Below are 22094 nucleotides of genomic sequence, written 5' to 3'. Positions count from 1 at the left end.
TTGAGCTGGTTCCAACGTCAATCTCGCTCGTCACGGAAAGCCACCCACGGCCATCCGGACTCCTTACAGGGCAACCCCCCGGGGTCCTCGCGTGTCCCGGGTGACACCGCTGCCTCGATGGACCCGCACGCATTGATGCGGATCAAAAATCTCCAGTTGCGGTCGAAACTGGTTGTCGAGGGCTTCTTTGGTGGCTTGCATCGCAGCCCCTTGCACGGGGCCTCGGTCGAATTCAGCGAATACCGAGCCTACTCACCCGGCGACGACCCGCGAGGGCTGGACTGGAAACTGTTCGCCCGCACCGATCGCTACTACATCAAGAAGTTCGAAGACGAAACGAACCGCCGTTGTTACCTGTTGGTCGATCAAAGCCAATCGATGGGCTACGGATCGCTCGAATACACCAAGATGGAATACGCGAGAACATTGGCCGCCACGCTCGCCTACTTCCTGACTTTGCAACGTGACCATGTTGGTTTGATGACGTTTGATGAAGCGATCGCGGACGTCGTCCCTGCTCGCAGCCGCGTTGGCCATCTTCGCCAGATCCTCGGTTGCCTGGCACGTCCAACATCGGGATCCGGAACCGACATCAACGGACCGATTTCTCAAATTGCCGCCATCACCCGCCGCCGTGGTTTGGTCGTGCTGATCAGCGACATGCTCTCGCCCACCGAAGAACTGCAACGTTCTCTCGCGTTGTTGCGGTCGCGACAACACGAAGTGATCGTGCTGAGGATCCTGGATCCCAACGAAGTCCATCTTTCGGTGGATGAATCCAAGGTGTTGGTGGACATGGAAACCGGACGCAAAATCCAGGTCGATCCGGACGCGACTCGCAAAGCTTACCAAGCTGCCTTCCAAGAACACGCCGAGGCAGTTGAGTCGATCTGCAATGCAGTGGGCGCGGCGATTTACACCAGCACCACCGACCGTCCTCTGCAAGAGTCGCTGTCTGACTTTGTCTCCGCTCACCAACGGCGCTGCGTGGGTGCCAGCCGATCCGGCATGCTGAGCTCAGGAGGCACTTCCGGATGAGCATGCTCGCCCCGTTTTTCCTGGCCGGTGCACTGGCCGTCGCCGCACCAATTTTGTTCCACCTGATTCGGCAACATCCCAAGGGTGCGTTGCCATTCAGCTCGGTGATGTTCCTGCGAGAGGTCCCGCCACGGCTGACCCGCCGCAGCCGATTGGATCAGTGGCCGTTGCTGCTCCTTCGAGCCTTGGCTTTGCTGCTGTTGGCCGCCGCGTTCGCCCGACCGTTCCTCCGCGGCGCCTCCGACCAATTCAGCGACACTCCCGTCCGCCGAATCGCGGTGTTGATCGACCGCAGCGCCAGCATGCAGCGGGAGGACCTCTGGGACCAGGCGGTCAAGAAAGCCGAAGAGGTTCTAACGGACCTTTCCGCTCAAGACCAATTCGCGGTGTTTGTGTTCGACACCGAAACCGATCGAATCTGGGAAACATCGCTCGCGGCAACATCCGATGAACGCCAGAGTGCTCTCGCCTTGCAGGCGTTGAAGGAAATCCAACCCACTTGGCGAGCCACTGATCTCGGATCCGCTCTTCGCGAAACCGCGGATTGGGCTCAGTGGCCGACCGAATCACGAGCTCCGGCCGAGAACGATTCCAATGAAGCTGAACCGGCGACGCGAAATCAGCCCCCAGGCCCAGCCAGCATCGTGTTGATTTCAGATCTGCAAGACGGTTCCAAGATCGATTCATTGCAGCAAAACACATGGCCTGAACAGGTCACACTGGATATCCGCCGAGTGGTCCCCGCCGAACAAGGCAATGCCACCGCGATCGTGATGAACGACCAAACGATGGAGAACTTGCAAGATTCAACCGGCAATGAACCCGATCGAAAGCTGCCCGTCCGAGTCGTCAATTCCAAGCTCGCTTCGCAGTTTGATTTGACGCTGCAATGGAAAGACACGAGCGACAAGCAAACGATTCAGGTCGAGGCGGACGCAACGCAGATTGTCCGCATGAACCAACCATCCGATTCCGCCACCGCGATTGTCTTGTCAGGCGACGACTCACCGTTTGACAACACGATTCACTGGGTCGCTCCGGAAAAGCGTTCGTATCGGCTGCTGTATGTCGGGGAGTCTGAAGACGATCCTCGCGAAAGTTTGTTTTATTACCTCGAACGCGTTCCACTCGACAACGCGACGCGAACGGTCTCGATGGAAACGGTCGTGGTCGCGCAATTGCCATCCGACTTGGATCCGCGTGAATGCCCGCTGGTTGTGGTCGGCGATGTCGCCAGCACCGACTCATTCTCCCAAACCCTTCGAACCTACGCCGAAGCTGGCGGCCGAGTGCTGTTCGTGATGGATGAATCCGACAGTGCGTCGAATGTTTTGAATTGCATTGCATCGATCACAGACGACGATTCGCTTTCCACCCAGGAAGCCAAAATCGATGACTACGCCATGTGGTCGCGAGTTGATTTCTCGTCGCCCTTGTTCGCTTCCATGGCGGATCCGCAGTTCAACGATTTCAGCAAGATTCAATTTTGGAATCACCGAAATGTATCGGGACTCGAAGCGGCCGACTGGAACGTTTTGGCAACTTTCGATTCTGGTGCACCGGCATTGGCGCAGTCTGGCAACATCTGGTTGCTAACAACGGGCTGGCAACCATCATCGAGCCAATTGGCTTTGTCGACCAAGTTCATTCCCTTGATCGCGCAGATGTTCGCTGGCAACGAGCGAGCGGCTACGTCTGTGGCTGGCCACGTGGTCGGAACGCCACTTCCCTGGCCACCAACTGAAGGCGCGGAACTGCTTCGCTCGGACGGTGAGTCCTCGCCTTACGAGCAAGCTTCGGACGCTGACTTCGTTGATCGTCCAGGCGTCTATCAACTGAAATTACCCGATGAAGAGCCCATCCCATTCGCCAGCAACCTGTCAGAATCCGAGAGCCAAACGGATGCGATGGACGAAGACACGCTCGAGCGATTGGGCATTGGCTTGGGCGAAGCAGCCACGGCTGAAAAACTGACTCAAGCGACGCTGCAACTGCGAGATCGTGAATTGGAAAGCAACCAACGTTTGTGGCAATGGTTGTTGCTCGCTGCGATCGGACTGTTGGTGATCGAAACCCTTTGGGGAGGACGCTATGCGAAACGAATTGCTTGATTGCATCGATCCCGTGATTCGTCGGATGCGACGACTGCGTTTTTGGCAATCGCTCGGCTGGCTGGCTTGGACGATCGCCTTGATCGTCCTGGTGTGGCTGGTGTCGACCCAGCGGACGTTCGCTTTGCTTTCGTCGATGACGTTTTCAACGTCCTCTCTCTCCAGTTCAATCGCGATCGTCTCGACGCTGGTGATCGCAGCGCTCGCTTGTTTGATCGCGGCTCGCTTGCGAATTCGGAACGTGCAATCCGTGGCGAGAGAAATCGAACATCGCTACCCGGACCTCGACCAACGCCTGATCACGGCCGTCGATGACTCCGTTGCCCAACACCCCGACAGTTACCTGAATCAACGGGTGATGCGTGAGGCTCGCGAGCATGCGCGTCGGAACAATTGGCCCGATGTCGTGTCTTCGCGTTGGCTTTGGGTCAACCGATTGTTTGGCTTGTCGGGAACACTCGCGACACTTGCCTTGGCCGCCTTCTTTCTACTCGCCAAACCGGACACTTCCGCCACTGCCTCTTCGGTCGTGTTGCCAAAACCCGATGTGGTGATCCAGCCTGGCAGCACGGAAATCGAACGCGGCACCAACTTGTTGGTCACCGCGGAATTCCAAGCCGACTGGATTGGTCGCCAATCCGCTGTTGAGCCGGAACTGGTCCTCACGGCCATCGACCATCAACCGATCGAACAACTTGCCGACACCGACCAAACTCTCCCTGAAACCCCGCTCGAACCTCGAGTCGCTCGTCTGCCGATGCGACGGAGCATGGCCGATCCCATCTGGGGCGGTCTGGTTCCCGAGGTCGACGAATCGTTCACCTACCGAGTCGCGCTGCCTCACTGGTCAAGCGAAGAGTACCGCGTCGAAGTGTTCGAATACCCGGCTGTCAGTCGAAGCGACGCCGCGATCGTTTACCCCGAGTTCACCGGACTGGAAAACCGCCGCATCGAAGACACGGTGCGGGTCTCGGTGGCCAAGGGCAGCGAAGTCACCTGGTGGGTTCGACTCAACAAACCAGTCACGTCGGCTCGACTCTTCCCCAAGCCATACAAGAAAAACGAAGCCAACTACGAAGACTCCGCTCCCTTGGAGATGACCCAAGACCCCGAGCGTCCCCTGTGGTGGTCCGTCGCAATCAAAGTGGAAGAAAGCGAACGATACGACGTCGGGCTGAAAGACGACAAAGATCGCACGAACCAGCTCTCGACTCAGTTCATCGTTCGAATGCTCCCCAATCAGTCGGCCAAGATTCGTCCCACGATCGGTGGCGATGTTTCCGTCTCAGCGTTGGAAGAGTTCCTGATCGCGGCGGAAGTCCGAGACGATCACGGACTCGCTCGCGCGGGCGTTTCGCTGACCTTCGCAGGCAAACCGCCGCAAGACATTGTGTTGGCCGAGAACATCGCCGCCAACCAGAAGCAAACGATCCAGCACATGGTCGACATGGAATCGCTCGAGGCCAAACCGGACGATTTGCTGTCGTATTCGTTCTGGGCCGAAGACAAGGTCGCCAGTGAATCCTCGGAAACCAACGTCCGTCGCACGCAGAGCGATTTGTACTTCGCCGAGGTCCGACGGTTCGAAGAAATCTTCCGCGAAGGCGATCCTCAAGCCAGTCAACCTTCGGAACCATCGGAACCGAGCGAGCAAGAACAACAAGCCGAAGAGCTGATTGAAACTCAAAAGCAAATCATCCAAGCCACTTGGAAGTCATTGCAATCGACAGTCCGATGGAACGAGCAAACCACGGCCGACGTTCGCGTGATCGCCGATTCTCAACAAGACGTGATCGCTCAACTGGACGAACTGGCTCAGGAACTCACCGAAGCCGAATCCAAGCAGCACGCCGCCAATGTCCGGCAATCCATGCTGACGGCGGTTGCCGAACTGAATCGAGCGATCGAGACCAACGATCGCGAACCGCTGTCCGCCGCTGTTGTGGCGGAACAATCCGCTTACGCGGGCCTGCTTCGGATGCGAGCCAGCGAATTCGAAGTTTCGCGTTCGCAACAGCAACAACAACCCAGCCAGGGATCCGCGGGCCAAGAACGCAAACAACAGCAACTCGACGAACTCGAACTGGATCAGGAACAGGACCGCTACGAAACACAACAACAAGCTCAGATGACGCCCGAGCAGCAAGCTCAACGCGAAACGCGTCAGGTGCTCAGTCGTCTGGGTGAACTGGCGCGTCGCCAACAAGACCTCAACGAGGAACTCGCGCAGCTTCAATCCGCGTTGCAATTGGCCGACGAAGAACAAGAAAAGGAGGAACTCCGCCGGCAACTGGAACGACTCCGTGAACAGCAGCAGGACATGCTTCGTCAAACCGACGAACTGATGGAACGCATGAACTCACCCGAAAATGCATCCAACATGCAAGAAGCCAGCGAACAACTGGAACAGACACGTGAAAACATTCGCGAGGCGGGTGAAGCGATGGAACAACAGGACGCAGCGACGGCCTTGTCCAGCGGCAAACGCGCCGAGCGTGAACTGGAATCCGTTCGAGAAGAAATTCGCGAACAAGCCGCCGGTCAATTCAATGAAGCGATGCAGTCGATGCGTGACCGGGCTCGCGACCTGAACACAGGACAACAGGAAATCGAAGAACAACTGTCTGAGATGGATGCCCCCAGCGATTCGCCTGGACTGCGTTCCAGTGGCAGTCGCGAAGAACTGAAAGAAGCTCTGAGTGAGCAACGTGAAGCTCTGACGGAACTGATGGAGGACATCGAAGAAGTCGTTCAGGAAGCAGAGGAGTCCGAGCCATTGTTGGCTCAAAACCTGTACGACGCTTTTCGCGAAACGCAACAACGTCGGGCAGAAGAACGACTCGATGCCGCCAGCCAACTTCTCCAGCGTGGCTTTGACACCCAGTCCCAGCAGATGGCAGGGCAGGCTGGGGACGCGATCGAAGAATTGAGCGAGCAAATCGAAGCCGCCGCTGAGAGTGTGCTGGGCAACGAAGCGGAAGGATTGCAACGCGCCGCGAATCTGGCCGAGCAATTGGAATCTGCCGTCGAAGACGAAGTCCAACAAGCACGCTCGGACGATCCCAACGGGGCAGGGCAGGGCGGAGCTTCGGAGACAGCAGAACGTGAGCCTGGCGGGGATGAAACTCGAGACGGGCAGCCTGGTGAAGGTCAACCCGGTCAACCCGGCCAACCCCAACCCCAACCCAGTGAAGAAAACCAACCGGGCCAAGGCGGGCCCGGGCAACCGCAAGGTGAACAACCACCGGGAGAACAACCACCGGGTGAATCCGAAGGTGGCCAACCCACACCATCGGGCTCGCCTTCCCAGTCAACCTCACCAGGGCAGGGCGGTGCAGGGCAGGGCGGTGCAGGGCAGGGCAGACAAGCTCCAGAGGGGCAAACTCCAGCCGAACCGACTCAGGGTGAACCAGCCGAAGGCAGCGAACCACAAGAATCTTCCGAGCGTCCGCCAGGACCTCCTGGACTTCGCCCCGGTTCGCAAACGCAGCCAGGCCAACCCCAAGAGGGTCAGGCACAACCAGGCGAATCGCAATCCCCCTCCATGTCGCCCACACCAGGGCAACCCGGCGGAGCCAATCCATCAGCGGCCCAAGCCCCGTCCTCTCCCAGCAACTTCACCTCACCGCTGACCGGCGAAGGATTTCGCGAATGGTCTGATGGTTTGCGTGACATCGAGGAGATGGTCTCCGACCCCGAACTGCGGTCCCGAGCCACACGGATTCGAGAACGAGCCCGTGACATGCGGGAAGAGATTCGCCGTGAATCCAAACCACCTCAATGGGATCTGGTGGAGGAAATGATTGTCGAACCCATGCGCGAACTCAAACGTGATCTCGCGGAGGAATACATGCGGCGCAGTGCGAAGAAGCAATCGCTGGTTCCAATCGATCGTGATCCGGTTCCGGACCAGTACTCCGAAGCGGTGCGTCGTTACTACGAACGAATTGGGAGTGGGCTTTGAACGACGCTCTCAACTCGTCTGACAACTGGACCCAACATTTGATCTGGGGTGCCCCAGAATGGATCGTTCCAGCAGGAATTCTGGCGGTCGTGTTGGCCGCTGCGATCGGTTGGTCCTACACCCGGTCTCGCGCGAGCACCCCGATTCGCGTGCTCGCAGCGACACTGAAACTGATCGCCGTCGCATTGATGCTGATGTGTTTGCTTCAGCCGATGTGGCGGGGCGAACGACCGCGTCCACAAGCCAACCTGTTTCCGATCCTGGTCGACACCAGCCAGAGCATGCAGCTTCAAGACGACGAGGAAGAACTTTCACGGGGGCAGAAGTTTGCCAACGAATTGGCAAACGATTCCCCTTGGCGAGTTCAACTGGAACAAACCTTCGATGTTCGTTTGTTCGGAGCCGATGCTCGACTGAGTCGCCTCGCCGACATCGACACCCTGGACTTCAACGGCATGCAGTCGGCGCTGCAAACCTCGATCGATGCGTTGTCACAGCGACTGGAAGGACGCCCCGTGGCCGGTGCGTTGCTGTTCAGTGATGGCAACCTCACGGACTCCGCCGCCGCAAAAATTGGGAGCATGGATTTTCCCTTTCCAATCTTTCCGGTGCTCCCCGACAGCCCAACCACACCGACGGATTTGCGATTGGAACGAGTCAGTGTGACTCAAAGTGATTTTGAGACCTCGCCGATGACCGTTCGCGCCGACGTGATGGCGACGGGGATCAAAAACCAAGAAGTCGTTGTTCAATTGCTGAACGCATCCGGAACTTCCGTCGAAGAGCAGACCGTCACCATCGAAGAAGACGGCGAACTGCAATCCGTCACGTTTCGCTTTCGTCCCGAACAGGCGGGCACTCAGTTCTATCGCGTGCTGGCGTTTGCGCCGTCACAACGCCAATCGATTCGATCGCAAATCGAGGAAGGCAACGCGTGGTTGGAAGGATCCTCGGGCGATGAAGCCACTCTGCGAAACAACCAGCGTTGGATCGACGTCCAACCTCGGCGCGGCCCGTTTCGAATTCTGTACCTGGCCGGACGTCCCAACTGGGAGTTCAAGTTCCTTCGGCGTGCGTTGCAAAGCGACGCGGAAACTCAGCTGGTGGGACTGCTTCGGATCGCTGACAAGGAACCCAAGTTCAGCTTCCGCGACAAAGGCGTTAACAGCAGCAACCCCTTGTTCGCGGGTCTGGGAGAAGACGAGGAAGAAACACGCGAGCAGTACGACGAAGCCGTCATGATCCGATTGGGCGTGAAGGAATCCGAAGAACTCAGCAAAGGGTTTCCTGAAACGCCCGAAGAACTGTTCGGCTACCACGGGATCATCCTGGACGACATCGAACCGGAGTTTTTCACTCAGGACCAAATGCTGCTGCTGCGACAATTCGTGAGCCTGCGGGGAGGCGGTTTGCTGATGCTGGGCGGCCAAGAATCGTTCAATGACGACTCCTTTGGCAAGACTCCGCTGGGCGAACTTTCCCCCGTTTATGCTCCGCGAAATCGATCCGACCAACCGGCTCCCAGCGGCAAGTGGTCGATCACACGCGAAGGCATGCTGCAGCCTTGGCAACGCCTCCGCGAAACTGAAACCGCTGAAAAAATGCGGCTGTCAAAGATGCCACCGTTTCGAGTCACGCATGAAGTGGGCGACATCAAACCGGGCGCCATCGAACTGGCTCAGTTGGAATCAGCGTCCGGCCAGTCCGCCCCCGCTTTCGTCACCCAGCGATTTGGAAAAGGGCGAACGGCCGCGATGCCGATCGGCGATTTCTGGCGTTGGTCAATGCAAAAGGACCAGAACGAAACCCCCACCGAAGCCAGCGACGATCCCGCGCAGGCGTGGCGTCAGATGGCACGCTGGTTGGTCGGCGAAGTCCCTCGCCGGGTGGAACTGACGATTCAACCCGAGGGCTCGACCGGGTCGACCCACCTGCGAGTCTTGGTGCGAGACGAATCGTATCTGCCAATGGAAAATGCAACCGTGACACTGAACGTGACCGGCGAAGATGGCGTCGCGATCCCGCTCACCGCTCGGCCGGATGCAAATGAACTGGGAACCTACACCGCAAACTTCGTTTCTCGTGAATCCGGTCGATTCACCGTGTCGGCCGATGCGAAAGCGGCGGATCAAAGCTTCATCGGAAACGACGAAGGCGGCTGGGTCAGCGATCCTGGCATGGAAGAAACCCAACGACTGTCATGGAACGAAACTTGGCTCAGCAACCTGGCCGAATCCACGGGCGGTGAAGTCCTGCGAGTTTCTGATCTGGGCAACTTTGTCAGCGACCTTCCCAATCGAGAAATACCGGTGACCGAAACTTGGGTCTATCCACTTTGGCACCAAACATGGGTGATGCTACTCGCAATGGCGTGTCTCTGTGGCGAATGGGGACTTCGACGATGGAAGGGACTCGCATGAACAACCGATCGAAAATCCTGCACCGCCAAAAGTGGACCAAGCTTTGCCTCACGACGGCACTGTGCCTGCCCGCATCGACGTTGGCATGGGGGCAAGACACATCCACCATCGAACCGGCCGCAAAACTCGAAGTTGGCGACGACTCGAACGCCCCCGAACTGGAGGCAACCGAAATCAATCGTGGCGACCTGATCGTCGTGGTGGGCGCCGCCGGTGAGGAAAACTACGAGCCCGTTTTTCGCGAGTGGTCCGGCACGTGGATGCAACTTGCGAAAACAGCAAAGCTGAACGCGGTTCGGATTGGGGACGCGTCCACAAAAAGCGAACTGGATGACCTGCAGTTGCTTGAGAAAGCCATGCAGGGTTTCGAAACCGATTCGCCGCGACCGCTGTGGATTTCCTTGATCGGGCATGGCACGTTTGCTCGCAACGTCGCCAAGTTCAATTTGCGAGGGCCGGACGTTTCGGCGGATCAAATGAAGGGCTGGCTGGCGGGTTTCAAGCGTCCCGTCGTGATCGTCAACAACGCCTCGTCGAGCGGCCCGTTCATCAACGCTTTGTCGGGTCCCAATCGAATCATCGTGACGGCAACCAAGAGCGGCAACGAACAGAATTTCGCGAGGTTCGGGCAGTACTTTGCAGAAGCCCTGGCGTCCCTCGATTCCGATCTCGATCACGACGATGCCGTCTCGATTCGCGAAGCGTTTGTGAGAGCGAGCAAAGACGTCGAACTGTTCTACGAAGCGGAAGATCGCATCGCGACGGAACATGCCTTGATCGATGACAACGGCGATGGGCTTGGGTCGCAAGCCGACGATCTTCGCAAACAGGTGCTCACTCCAGAACAACTGGCAAAGCTCGACGGAAAACAGGCGGGGCGAATGACGATCGCCCCGGTTGCCAACTCACTGAATTGGACCGACGATCAACTCCGACGTCGCGACGAACTGGAAGACCAACTGGATGCACTTCGCATGCAGCGACTTTCCGATCCCGCAGCCTTTCCTGACAACCAATGGGCGGACCACCTGGAAGAAATCCTGGTCCCGCTCGCCGAACTCTACCACGAAGTTGAAAGCAACTCGCCTCCATGAACTCCCCCGCTCGATTGAAAGCCTCTGTCTGCGTGGACGCTGTCCTCGAAAACCTGTCCACCGTGGAGGCGATGAAATTGGTCGCTGAGTGTGGCTACCCCGCCTTCGAATTCTGGAAGTGGTGGGACAAGGACCTGGACGCGATCAATCAAGCTCGGGAAGAATTGCAACTGCAGCTTGCAGCGATTTGCACGAAGTTTGTGAGCCTGGTTGATCCTTCCACGCGAGCTGAGTACCTAGCGGGTGTGAAGGAATCCATTGCGGCGGCCAAGCAACTGAAGTGCCCGGTGCTGATCTCACAAGTCGGTGACGCACGCCCGGGTGTCGATCGTGCTGAACAACGAGACTGCCTGATCGCGGGCTTGAAAGAAGCCGCGTCGATGTTGGAAGATTCGGGCGTGGTTTTGGCGATTGAACCACTCAACGAACGGATCGATCACGCGGGGTACTACCTGGTCCGCAGTGACGAAGCGTTCTCGATCATCGAAGAAGTTGGCAGCCCGAACGTGAAGGTGACGTTTGACATCTATCACCAGCAGATCAGTGAAGGCCACGTGATCGCGAATTCAACACAGAACATCCACGCGATCGCTCACTTTCATGCCGCCGGCAATCCCGGTCGACATGAACTCGACCACGGCGAATTGCATTACCCGTCCATCTTCGCGGCGATCGCGGACACCGGCTACTCCGGCCACGTTGGACTGGAGTATTGGCCGGTGAACGATGCCGCCGCGGGACTTCGCAACGCGGCGTCCTGGATCAAGAAGGTTTGAATTTCTTCTTGCCGCGTTTTGCACTCGGAGCGGTGCTTCCATTGTTGCGGGACTTGTTGCCGAACGAACGCTTTCCACCGCTGAAACTCTTGCCACGCGAATCTCCGCCGCCGGAGAATTTGTTCTTGCGGAAGTTACTGCGAGCACCGTCGCCTTCGTTGTCATCCACCACATCGCCGGCCTCTTCGAGGTTCAACCGTTTCCCGGCGACCCACGTTTTACGAAGCGTTTGATAGATGTCCGATGGCATGCCTTCGGGCAGGTCGATCAACGTGTGCGAATCACGAATGTTGATTGGACCGATGAACTCGCCATCGATGCCAGCTTCGTTGGCAACCGCACCGACGATGTTGCCGGGTTTGACTCCGTCTTGCCAACCCACATCGAGACGATAGCGGGTCATGCCTTCTTTGACGGGCGTCAATGGACGGCCTTTGGGTCGACGAGGGCGATCATCGCCGAAGGATCCACGATTGCCGGATCGGTCGTTCGAATCGAACGAGTCCCGGCCACGAGAATTATCGCGTTCGGGACGCTCACGCTGTTTCTTGGGGCGTTCTTTCAACAAGAACGGACGTCCGTCTTGGCTCATTTCGGCCAACGCGGCGGCGATCATGTCCATCGATTTGCCGGTTTCCTCAGCGTACTGAGCGATCATGTCCTTGAAGACAGTCAGATCTTGGTCAGCGGAGACATCGGTGATGCGTTGCTTGAATCGACGGACACGAGCGTTGTTGATGTCGGCCACCGTCGGAAGATCGACGACTTCAATGGGCTGCTTGGTCGTGTTCTCAATGAAGCGAAGCTGACGACGCTGAGCGTTGGTCAGGAAGATGATCGCTTCTCCACTGCGTCCGGCACGTCCAGTCCGCCCGATGCGGTGCACATACGATTCGCTGTCATGCGGCAAATCATAGTTGAACACGTGACTGATTCGCGGAACGTCCAGACCTCGAGCGGCCACATCGGTGGCAACCAACACATCGAGCTGCCCCCGTTTGAGCTGATCAATGGTCCGTTCACGAACTTTTTGCGGCATGTCGCCGTTGAGTGCGACGGCGGAGAAACCTTGCTGGCTCAATTTCTCAGCAACGCTGAGGGTGGAATCCTTTGTCTTGGTGAAGACGATCACGCCATCTGTGTCTTCCACTTCCAAGAGGCGAGCCAAGGCATCGGTCTTGTCGCGTGGCGAGACAAACAGTGCTCGCTGCCGAACCGATGCTGCCGTGATGGTCTTGGATTTGATCGTGATCCGAGCGGGATCGTTCAAGTACTCATCCGCGATCTTGCGAATGGGCTTGGGCAACGTCGCTGAGAACAAAGCGACTTGGCGTCCGTCAGGAGTTTTTTCAAGGACGAATTGCACGTCCTCCAAGAATCCCATGTTGAGCATCTCGTCGGCTTCGTCGAGCACGAGGCAGTCGAGCGAACCAAGGTCCAATGTGCCACGCTTGACGTGATCGATCACTCGACCGGGTGTCCCCACCACAACTTGGACGCCACGCCGGAGTTGACGCAACTGCGGTTCGTAGTCTTGACCACCGTAGATCGCTGCGACTTGGAAACCCTCCAGATCGGCACCGTACTTGGTGAACGAACGAGCGACTTGAATCGCCAATTCTCGCGTGGGTGCCAGCACGAGCACCTGCGGACGACGGTTGCGAACGTCCACTCGCGACAAGATCGGCAGCGCGAAGGCAGCTGTCTTGCCGGTACCGGTTTGCGACTGAGCCAAAACGTCGCGACCATCCAGCATGTAGGGAATGATCTCAGCTTGGATTGGAGTGGGTTTGTCGTACCCGGAAGCCGCCACTGCCTTTTGCACTTCTTTGCGCAAATCCAGGTCGCGAAACAAGGGCTCGGCGGGCTCGGCGGGCTCGTTTGACTGCGGAGACACTTCTGCCTTCGCACTTTCACTGGACTGAGCGGGCGGGTTCGTTTCTTCTCGAACAGGCGCCACTGGCTGAGCGACTGGCTCGACGGGTTTGACGTCCAATTCTTGCTTGGGAACCGCCACCACTTCGGCAGCAGGCACTGCAGCGGCGACAGGAGCTGCTGCGGCGACAGGTTCTGGCTGTGCAACAGGTTCGGGCTCTGCCACGGGCACTTGTTGAACGATCGGTTCGGGTTGAGCGATCGGTTCGGGCGATGCAACGGGCTGCTGCTCTTCCACCAGCTCCTGCTGAACAACAGGTTCCGACTGAACAACAGGCTCGGGCTGTGCAACGGCCTCAGGCTGTGCAACAGGCTCCGGCTGAACAACGGACTCGAGCGTCGGCTGCGAAACCACTGGCTCTGGTTCGACCACAGGTTGTGGTTCTGGTTGCGATTCAGCCACCACTTCTGGCGCCGATGCGACCGACTGCTCTTGCAGAGCGGGTGGATCCTGAATCGGTTGTTCCAGTTCAGCGACTTCCACTTGAACGGGCTCAACAGACAATTCAGATTGGACCTCCACGGGTGCATCCGAAGTTTCTTCGGTGCAATCGGCTTGGTAATACAACAGTGATTCGTCGACGGTTGGCGAAGCAACTTCGCTCGGATCGATCACAGCGTTGGCATACTGGGTGGCCCACTGGGCGGAAAGATCGACCACAGTCTCCGTGGTCGACATCTCAAACGTGTCCAGAGTTTGTTCTTGCGAGTTCAACTCGGACGTGGGATCGACCAACGTTTCCTTGGAAGCGGGATGATCAGACATCAAAAATCTCGTGCGGTAAAAAGGTAGCCGCACCCAGCTTGCTGATTCGCAGGCGGTCAAGGTCGCGGCAGAATTGGTAAGGATGGAATGCCAAACCAGAAGACTCGTTCAGAGCCTTGAACCTGGTTGCTCGTCGGTTCGATCAGTCGCTCCCGACTTTCGAACCCTTGCATTCCGACACAACCGCGACGCCGCTTCTCATTCACTAGAAAGAATCCGCCTCAAGCGATCAATCAAGACGCTCGACGGATTGGATCGCCTCTCGGGTCGTTGCCGAGAGGATCACACTGAAGACCTGTCGCAGAAAAGCCGATCGCGACGTCACTTTGCACGCCGCCGACTTCTGTGGCCCCGAAGAGTAGTTGAATCACCGATTTTGCAATAGGAGAAAAACGAGAATCTGATCGGGATTCCGCGAAGGCAACCCACCCTTCCAGTGCAGCAGCAACAACCGCCAGAAGTACACGCAAGAGAAATGCAGGTGGCGAGGACAATCATTTCGAAAAAAACACCTGGTATCAAAAGTTTCATCAACACCCTCACAATGAGCGTGTGTTAGATAATAACCCGTTGGCTCTTTCTGGATTCGCGTATTCGCCTTCCCCAGAAGAGCAGCAGATCAACACGCAATCGGCCAGGGAGGTGGCTCCAAGCCCCACCGAAACGATCGCCTTTGCCCCTCCGAATTCAGGACTGAATTTTCAGAGCCAGGGCAATCCCATCCTTTTTTTGTTCCATAGAGGTTTTGATGAACACACGTATTTCCCGCCCCCGCGGTTTCACTCTGGTGGAGTTGCTCGTGGTGATCGCAATCATTGGCGTGCTGGTCGGCTTGTTGCTGCCAGCCGTCCAGGCCGCTCGCGAAGCTGCCCGCAGAATGAGTTGTAGCAACAATTTCAAGCAAATCGGCTTGGCTGTTCACAACTACCATTCGGCATTCAACAACCTTCCTGTGCAAGGCTCCGGAACCTACGCCGTTGGTGGGCGTGACCCTTGGGACAGCGGTCCAAACGGAGACATCTCCTCCAACTACCGCCTGTCTTACTTGGTTGGTTTGCTTCCCTTCGTTGAGCAACAGGGCTTGTGGGAACAGATCTCCAATCCGCTGAGCGTCAACTCCGATGGCTCCGTCCGGAGTCCCGCGTGGCAATCGATGGGGCCGTTCCCTGATCGTGTTCAATACCCACCGTGGGCAACCGAACTTCCTGGTCTTCGTTGCCCCAGCGATCCGGGAACTGGGTTGCCATCGCTTGGACGCACCAACTACGCCGCCTGCCATGGTGACTCGGCCGTGTATTCCCGTGACTCCTACCTGGATGTCGACGAAGTCGGCGAAGGTGGCAAGCTGCCCTACATTTCGGACACCTCCCACGCCAACGCTTCGAATGCATCGCACCGAGGCATGTTTGTCACGGGACGTCACATGAAATTCCGCGACACGCTGGATGGTTTGTCCAACACGATCATGTGCGGAGAAATCGCAACTGACTTGGGCGACAACGACAAACGCACCACTGTGGCAACCAACACCGGCGCGCACGCTGCCCCGAGTGAAAAGAATGAATGCCGATTGAACCCTTCGTACGCCGAACCTTACATCGATCCCGAACGCCCGTTGTTCTGGTCGAACACTGTTTCGAAGCAATCGGTTTGGGGACGCGGATTCCGTTGGCACGACTACATGCCTCCGTACTCCCAAATGACAACGGTCTTGGCCCCCAACGCGCAGCTTTGCTCGGAAGGCACCGACCACCGCGACGTGGTTTCACCTCCTTCGAGCCGTCACCAAGGTGGTGTTCATGTGCTGATGGGCGACGGGGCGGTCAAGTTCATCACCGAATCGATCGAAGCCGGCAACAAGAACGCACCGCAGGTCTCTGATCGCGCGGGATCGCCAACAGCAGGCAGTGCAAGCCCATACGGACTTTGGGGCGCTCTTGGATCGCGTTCCGCAAAAGAAGTGATCGACGGCGAGTTCTGATTTCGCTGCCCTTGCACTCAACTGACTTCGCAACTGCATTCCCATCTTTGACAGATGGGAGTGCAGTTGTTCATTTCGACAGCTTATTTTCTCTCACTTTTGGATTGAACGATGAAAAATTGGACGCTGACTCTCGGACTGCTTGGCTTGTTCCTGGCTCCTCTCGGATGCGATTCCGGCAACAGCAACATTGTCGATAATTCCGACGCTGAAAAAATTGCCGAATACGAAGCCGCACTGGCAGAGGCCGATGCCATCACCGAAGGCTACGAAGGCACGAAGTAACACGGGGCTCAAAAGAGCACTGGCCGGAGCACGAAAGCTCTCGCAGTCACTCATCTTGTTGATTGAACGTGAGGACCTGAATGCACGGTTCGAAAATTAAAAAAAGCGGTCAGCAATTGCTGGCCGCTTTTTTTGGGCCTGCCCCAAACGCTCAATCGCCCGCAGTTTTGGCGACGGCTGGGTTGACCAAACAAGCCGTTTGGGGACGTGGCTATCGTTGGCACGATTGCATGCCACCGTACTCCCAAATGACCACCGTGCTCTCGCCCAATCGCGAACTGTGCTCCGACGGACGGGACCATCGTGACGTGGTCCCCCCCCCTCCAGTCGCCACCAGGGCGGCGTTCATGTTTTGATGGGAGATGCTGCCGTCATGAACCGTTCATGGCGGCAGTTTTTTTCATCTCTCGACTACACCGTCGCTGGGAACAGCGCGTCCAAAGTGAGCTGGCTCCAGGTTTCCAAGTTCTCGCGTTCTTGTCGAAGCACATCGACGGAAACGAATTGGCCTTCGGCGAGTTCGGGTTCATTGCTGGTGACATGCGGTTGGTCCAGAATGAATCGGTGGACAACACCTAAGTGCACCCGGCCAACTTCGTTGCTGGGGTCGTAGAGCAGTCCTTCACGTTGATCGACGTAGGGAGCACCGATCGTGACTTCCTCGTCCAGTTCACGACGCATGCCGATCGTGTAGGGATCTTCGTCGCCTCCCGCATCTTCCTGGCTGATATGCCCCCCAACGCCAATGCTGCGTTTGGCGTGCAAGCGTTTTTCGCCCGAACCGCCACCGCGAGTGTACTGAAACCATTTGACGCTGCCGTCCGCTGGATCCGTCCACTGCATCACGACGTAGGGAATCAACTGCTTGAAACTGGGATCAAGCTCCATCGCGCTGCGAGGCCGGTAGGACAATTCATCGCTCGCTAAAATGGGCTGCAAGAATCGATCCACGTCGCGATCAAATCCCTCCAGTTGCCCGATCGATTCGATCAAGGTCGCGGGGATCACAAGGACGTGTTCTTCAGTGGTGGCGTTGGAAGACATGCTGTTATGGAAGTCATGGACAAACTGACGGTTCAGACACCCCGGGCCGTCGAACCGGCCACCGATGGGTCGGTCGCAGTGTAGCGAATTCTCACTGGAGCGAATCCCGACGGGGACGGCGATGCTGGCGAGCCAAGCCACTCACGCACCGATTCCCATCCACAAAGAACCGCAGCGGCAACTCAACGGACTGCGAAATTCCAATCCGGGGCGTGGTGGTGATGCCATTGCGTGGAACACTGGGGCCCGAGAACACACGCCAGCTTTCATCGGCAATTGGATCCACTCCGTCGCATCGACGATCGATCGCCAGGGACTGACACAATCGCCCGGGTCCGGTTGTCAGCGACCTGCCATCGGGAGCCCCTTCCGTCACCAAACCACGGTGATTCACCATGCGGTCAATTCCCCAAACGGGCTCCAGAGCCCGGATCAAAACCGCAGACCCGCGACCGACCGACCCGGTGACCAAATTCACACAATGCTTGGCGTGAATGGGATAGACATACAATGTGCCAGGCCGCCCAAACATGGACGCGTTTCCCGGCTTTGCACCGCGTGCACTGTGACTCGCAGCATCGCGCCGGGACAGGTAGGCTTCCGTTTCCACGATCCATCCGCCGATCCAGGTGCCCGCGATCTGCCGAGCGAACCCGCATCCCAGCAACTGGCGTGCAACGACCTCGGGGCGACGATCAAAGAACCTGGGCGGCAACGACTCCGTCGCCTCCCATTCGAGTTGTCGGTCTCCTTTGTCATTCGCATTGACCTGATTCTGCCTTGCACCATTCATCGAAACAAACCTATCGCGCACGCTGGTTGCTGCCCATCGATGGCGATCCAATCCCCAATGGGATGATCGTGGTTGACTCGGGAATCATGACCTTGATCAGCCCGTTTCAAGATTCCCAAGTCGAAGGCGACCTGGTTGACCTGGGCGACGTTGCGATTTTACCGGGGCTGGTCAACGCGCACACGCATCTCGAATTCAGCGACTTGGTTCAACCGATCGGGCAGGCCGGCATGGAACTGGCTGATTGGATTCGTGAAGTGATCGCGACCCGTGGGATGGTGGATACCAACACGCGACAGAAACATGTTCTGAAAGGGCACGCGGAAGCAATCGCATCGGGAACCCAATTGATCGCCGACATCGTGACCACGCCACTGGAAACGATCCCCAGCAACACAATCGCGTTCGCCGAAGTGCTCGGGCTGAGCCAAGCACGGGGCGACGAACGGATGGCCCAGGCGGAACAACACCTCGAAAAGAATGCCTCGCCAGACTTGCAAGCCAGTGCTGCCGCCATCAGCCCGCATGCTCCTTACTCGACCCCGCTGCCGTTGCTCAACCACTGCATTGAAACCGCCAAGCGAAACCGGGTTCCCTTGGCGATGCACGTGGCGGAATCCCCCGCTGAACGAGACTTACTGAATCATGGGACCGGACCATTTGCTGAATCACTGCAAGCCTTGGGGTTGCCCGTCGACCAGTTCTTTCCATGGGCAGCACCTTCGCCGTTGGTGCATCTGATCGACTTGCTCGCCAAAGCACCTCGCACGTTGATCGTTCATGGAAACGACCTGAACGAAAGCGAAATCCAACGCATCGCATCGCATCCGAATTGCAGCGTGGTGTACTGCCCGCGAACCCATCATTTCTTTGGGCACTCCCAACACCCCGTCGCGGAACTGCAAGCCGCTGGGATCAACGTGGCGCTCGGAACGGACTCCCGAGCCAGCAACCCGGACCTGAATCTTTGGAGTGAGATCCAGCACTTGCTCCGCCATCGCCAGGACCTGATCCCAACGGAGGTTCTCCGCATGGCGACTGCCAACGGTGCCGATGCACTGGGTCGATCCACGACCCATGGAAGGCTGGCGATTGGCATGCCGGCAAACTTCATCACCGTTGCCACACAAGCCGATCGAGTCGATCAGCTTTGGTCGGACTTTTCATCCGACTCTTCTTCTTCCGCTCGCCCGGCACCCCATAACTGAACCGCATCGTACAGGGCGTGAGCGGTGATCGGGATCAACAGGTTTCCACTGACGATCAACAACGCTCCAAAGTACAACCCCATCAAGGCAGTGATGGCGATGTAGAGCTTGGTGATCGGATGAAACATCCCGAAGGCAAATGAAGAAACCAACCAAGCCGCGGTCAATTCCCAGCCGCCCACACGAGACCACCAGGCCATCAGGCTTTCGTCTGGCCATGCGAATTCGGTGACGGAGTTGGGCAAACTGCCGAGCCATCCACCATAGGCCCACCAACGCGATGGAGCCTCCAGGTCAGGAGCCAAGGACGCAGCGTCTCCGGCCAACCAAGGCAACAACCAACCGCGAAACAACAATTCTTCGCCAACGCCCGCGCACAGGCTGATCGCAAACAACTCCCAGCCATTCAGCCGCAGCATCAGACCGATCATCGGGTGATCCCCGAGTTTGTCGAGCTCTTCGATGGCGGGGTGTTTGATCCGCCGCAACACGGCGACAAACAACAGCAGCGGGATGGTCGCAACGATCCCCAGCCCGATGCCACCCACCACCGCCGGCACAGCGGTTTCGTTCAGCGGCGGAACCAAATCCCGGGCGCTCGGCCCCAGCAGGTATCCAAGAATCAACGCCAGGGCACCCAACCCGGCTTCGACCGCGACGGCAGTTCGAAAGACGTCGTCGGGGGTTTGTTCGTCGTCCTCGTTGGTTTGCGTCACACGCCTCTCTCAGGATGGGCTTCGGTGTCGGTAGGGATTGAACAACAAATAGTTCAAATGGCGATACAGATCGCTGGAATTCAGCAACTCGGTGTGTCGCCCCTCGCCCACCAAGTTGGGGCCATTGAGCAACATCACCCGATCACAAGAACGTAACGTCTTCAACCGGTGAGGCAACATGACCACCAACGAGCCAGCATCCGCCAATTCACGCAGTGCAATCAAGCAGGGATCTTCGTTGACATGTTCGGTCGGGGCAGGGGGCTCTTTGGCAAGAACAATCGGCGGCCGGTGCAACATCGCACGGGCGATCCCAACCGCGTAGCGAACATCGGTTCCCAACGACTCCGAATCATCGCCGGATCCCAAATTGGAACCTGGCTCAATGATCGTCTCCAAGCCTTCGGGCAGTCGAGTGATCCGCTCGTAGATCCCAAGTCGCTCGAGGGTTTCGACCATGTCACGGTTGTCGACACTGCGGTCGACTCCCGCCATCAAATTCTCTCGCAACGAACCTTCCCAAAGCGGCCCGTCGGGCCCGATCCACATCACGTTTTTCGCGAGGGCCTGGGGGTGAACGTCCAGCAAGGAGATGCCATCAATCTGAACTTTGCCTCGATGCGGGCGACCAAACCCCATCAGCAATTCCAGCAGGGCACGCGTCGAAACCTCTTCCGTACCGAGGAAAGCCACCAGCGACTTCGGTTGCAACGACAAACTCAAGTCACGCAAGATTGCTTTGCCGGCGGAATCTTGCAGCGAAACGTCTTCCATCGTCACGCAATCTCGAAGCCCGCCCAATCCAACACGTTGTTCGCTAGGAGAAACTTCGCTGTTGGGTTGCAGATACAAGTAGACCGATTCGCAAGCTTTGCTGCTGCGACGGAGTTGCCGTTTGAGTTCACTCAAGCGTGCCGCAGCCAACGCCGCGCCGGTCAACGACAACCCGAGCACCAATGCGGAAGGCAGGCTCAAACCTTGTTCACCCTGCAGTGTGTTCAGCCCCAAACCCAGCAGCATGACTGCGATCGCGACGCCACCGGCCATCATCATCACCGGCCACAATCGCCCTCGTCGCGCGTCATCGCCAGCAATCCGCCGATCCAGTGCATCCAGTTCCGCTTCGTAAGCTTGATCGGCCAAACCGCCCGCTTGCAACCTCGCCATCATGGGCGCGTCGCCGATCAAACCAATCAACCGCTCACGAATCTGAGGGATTTCAAAACGGGAGAGCTCCAACCAATCGGGATTGCGGAGCTTCGCGTAGAAACGCCACAGCGCCACGCCACTGATCACCGCAAGAATCGCCAACCAAACGTTGACCAACAACGCCAGCGTCACGCAACCGATCAACATCAGCACACTGCGTGGGATCGAGCGGTACCACAGCGAGAGACCTCGACCGACCTCGGGCAGATGCCGGCCGATGATCAAACGAGCGCGTTCACGCTGGGCAGCAGCGCCTTCCACTTCCGCCCGCCGCAAGCTTTGCTTCAACGTTCGAGAGTGCAGCATTTTGATCACGCGTCTGGACCGGGCGTCGGCCGAGCGTCGGTGCAACCAAACGGCGAGGCAGAACACGACCGCGATTGCCAATGACAATCCCACCAAGCTGAATAGCTGAACGACTTTGTTCTGCGCCAAAAAGAAATCTGGTAGCGGAATCGAAAGGTGGGTCCCCAACTGAATCGGCGAACGGGACAACCCACCGCCTTCATCCACCAGCACCGCAATGATGCCGAAGACCACCACCAACACCGGAATGATCAAACCGGCAATGGCAGCGCAAACCAGATGCAAGGGTGCGCCCGCCGCTTCCGGTTCGCGACGTGGTTGTTTCAGACTGGAAAAGCGATTCACCGTTGCGAGCCTCGTTGAAAATCTAGCCACCGTTCGTTTGTTATCCCGACCGCAATCGTTGCGATCGACGATCCGTCACGACCGGTCACCGTTTTTCTCAAAC

14 protein-coding genes are annotated in these 22094 nt (G+C 57.7%); 9 read left to right on the top strand and 5 right to left on the bottom strand.

All coding sequences use genetic code 11. The annotated features are described in order from the left end of the window. From RISK_RS18290 to RISK_RS18265, 6 genes are read left to right on the top strand one after another with little or no spacing between them, the layout of a single operon-like run. A complete protein-coding gene (locus RISK_RS18290) occupies nucleotides 1–1038 on the top strand; it encodes a DUF58 domain-containing protein (RefSeq protein ID WP_047815931.1) in 1038 nt (345 codons plus the stop codon). After that, nucleotides 1035–3149 (top strand): BatA domain-containing protein, encoded by a 2115-nt coding sequence (locus RISK_RS18285; RefSeq protein ID WP_047815775.1) that lies wholly within the window; start codon nucleotides 1035–1037, stop codon nucleotides 3147–3149. The genes RISK_RS18290 and RISK_RS18285 overlap by 4 nt, the downstream gene beginning before the upstream one ends. Further along, entirely contained in the window at nucleotides 3130–7113 is a 3984-nt protein-coding gene (locus RISK_RS18280) for a coiled-coil domain-containing protein (RefSeq protein WP_047815774.1), read from the top strand. Before RISK_RS18285 ends, RISK_RS18280 begins: the two co-directional genes overlap by 20 nt. After that, nucleotides 7110–9533 carry an Ig-like domain-containing protein gene (locus RISK_RS18275; RefSeq protein ID WP_047815773.1) on the top strand — a complete coding sequence of 808 codons (2424 nt, stop codon included), beginning with the start codon at nucleotides 7110–7112 and terminating at the stop codon, nucleotides 9531–9533. Before RISK_RS18280 ends, RISK_RS18275 begins: the two co-directional genes overlap by 4 nt. Further along, nucleotides 9530–10627 (top strand): hypothetical protein, encoded by a 1098-nt coding sequence (locus tag RISK_RS18270; protein WP_236696426.1) that lies wholly within the window; start codon nucleotides 9530–9532, stop codon nucleotides 10625–10627. The genes RISK_RS18275 and RISK_RS18270 overlap by 4 nt, the downstream gene beginning before the upstream one ends. Beyond that, nucleotides 10624–11403, top strand: a complete 780-nt coding sequence (locus RISK_RS18265; protein ID WP_047815772.1) for a hydroxypyruvate isomerase family protein — start codon at nucleotides 10624–10626, stop codon at nucleotides 11401–11403. The genes RISK_RS18270 and RISK_RS18265 overlap by 4 nt, the downstream gene beginning before the upstream one ends. Here the strand turns inward: RISK_RS18265 and RISK_RS18260 are convergent. Next, nucleotides 11390–14104: a DEAD/DEAH box helicase gene (locus RISK_RS18260; RefSeq protein ID WP_047815771.1), complete on the bottom strand. Its 2715-nt coding sequence runs from the start codon at nucleotides 14102–14104 to the stop codon at nucleotides 11390–11392. The two genes, RISK_RS18265 and RISK_RS18260, sit on opposite strands and share 14 nt — an antisense overlap. 748 nt (nucleotides 14105–14852) lie before the next feature. Here RISK_RS18260 and RISK_RS18255 point away from each other — a divergent pair. Both RISK_RS18255 and RISK_RS30965 read left to right on the top strand, forming a co-directional pair. Next, nucleotides 14853–16085 (top strand): DUF1559 domain-containing protein, encoded by a 1233-nt coding sequence (locus RISK_RS18255; RefSeq protein ID WP_047815770.1) that lies wholly within the window; start codon nucleotides 14853–14855, stop codon nucleotides 16083–16085. 111 nt (nucleotides 16086–16196) lie between these two features. After that, nucleotides 16197–16370 carry a hypothetical protein gene (locus RISK_RS30965; RefSeq protein WP_236696425.1) on the top strand — a complete coding sequence of 58 codons (174 nt, stop codon included), beginning with the start codon at nucleotides 16197–16199 and terminating at the stop codon, nucleotides 16368–16370. A gap of 411 nt (nucleotides 16371–16781) precedes the next feature. On the opposite strand, the gene RISK_RS18245 is transcribed toward RISK_RS30965, so the two are convergent. Both RISK_RS18245 and RISK_RS18240 read right to left on the bottom strand, forming a co-directional pair. After that, nucleotides 16782–17414, bottom strand: a complete 633-nt coding sequence (locus tag RISK_RS18245) for a phosphoesterase (RefSeq protein ID WP_047815768.1) — start codon at nucleotides 17412–17414, stop codon at nucleotides 16782–16784. 91 nt (nucleotides 17415–17505) lie between these two features. Then, the gene (locus RISK_RS18240) at nucleotides 17506–18207 is read right to left on the bottom strand and encodes a DNA-3-methyladenine glycosylase (RefSeq protein ID WP_047815767.1); all 702 of its coding nucleotides are present in this window, start codon (nucleotides 18205–18207) and stop codon (nucleotides 17506–17508) included. Here RISK_RS18240 and RISK_RS18235 point away from each other — a divergent pair. Beyond that, complete coding sequence (locus RISK_RS18235) at nucleotides 18195–19415, top strand: amidohydrolase family protein (protein WP_236696424.1); 1221 nt, start codon at nucleotides 18195–18197, stop codon at nucleotides 19413–19415. The two genes, RISK_RS18240 and RISK_RS18235, sit on opposite strands and share 13 nt — an antisense overlap. Here the strand turns inward: RISK_RS18235 and RISK_RS18230 are convergent. Together RISK_RS18230 and RISK_RS18225 are read right to left on the bottom strand one after the other, a co-directional pair. Then, nucleotides 19352–20131 (bottom strand): CPBP family intramembrane glutamic endopeptidase, encoded by a 780-nt coding sequence (locus RISK_RS18230; RefSeq protein WP_047815766.1) that lies wholly within the window; start codon nucleotides 20129–20131, stop codon nucleotides 19352–19354. The genes RISK_RS18235 and RISK_RS18230 overlap by 64 nt on opposite strands. Nucleotides 20132–20140: 9 nt before the next feature. Next, complete coding sequence (locus tag RISK_RS18225; RefSeq protein ID WP_047815765.1) at nucleotides 20141–21991, bottom strand: ATP-binding cassette domain-containing protein; 1851 nt, start codon at nucleotides 21989–21991, stop codon at nucleotides 20141–20143. Nucleotides 21992–22094 lie beyond the last annotated feature (103 nt).

The organism is Rhodopirellula islandica (assembly GCF_001027925.1).
In the GTDB taxonomy this organism is placed as follows: domain Bacteria; phylum Planctomycetota; class Planctomycetia; order Pirellulales; family Pirellulaceae; genus Rhodopirellula; species Rhodopirellula islandica.
This window is presented reverse-complemented; position numbering and strand designations above follow the sequence as displayed.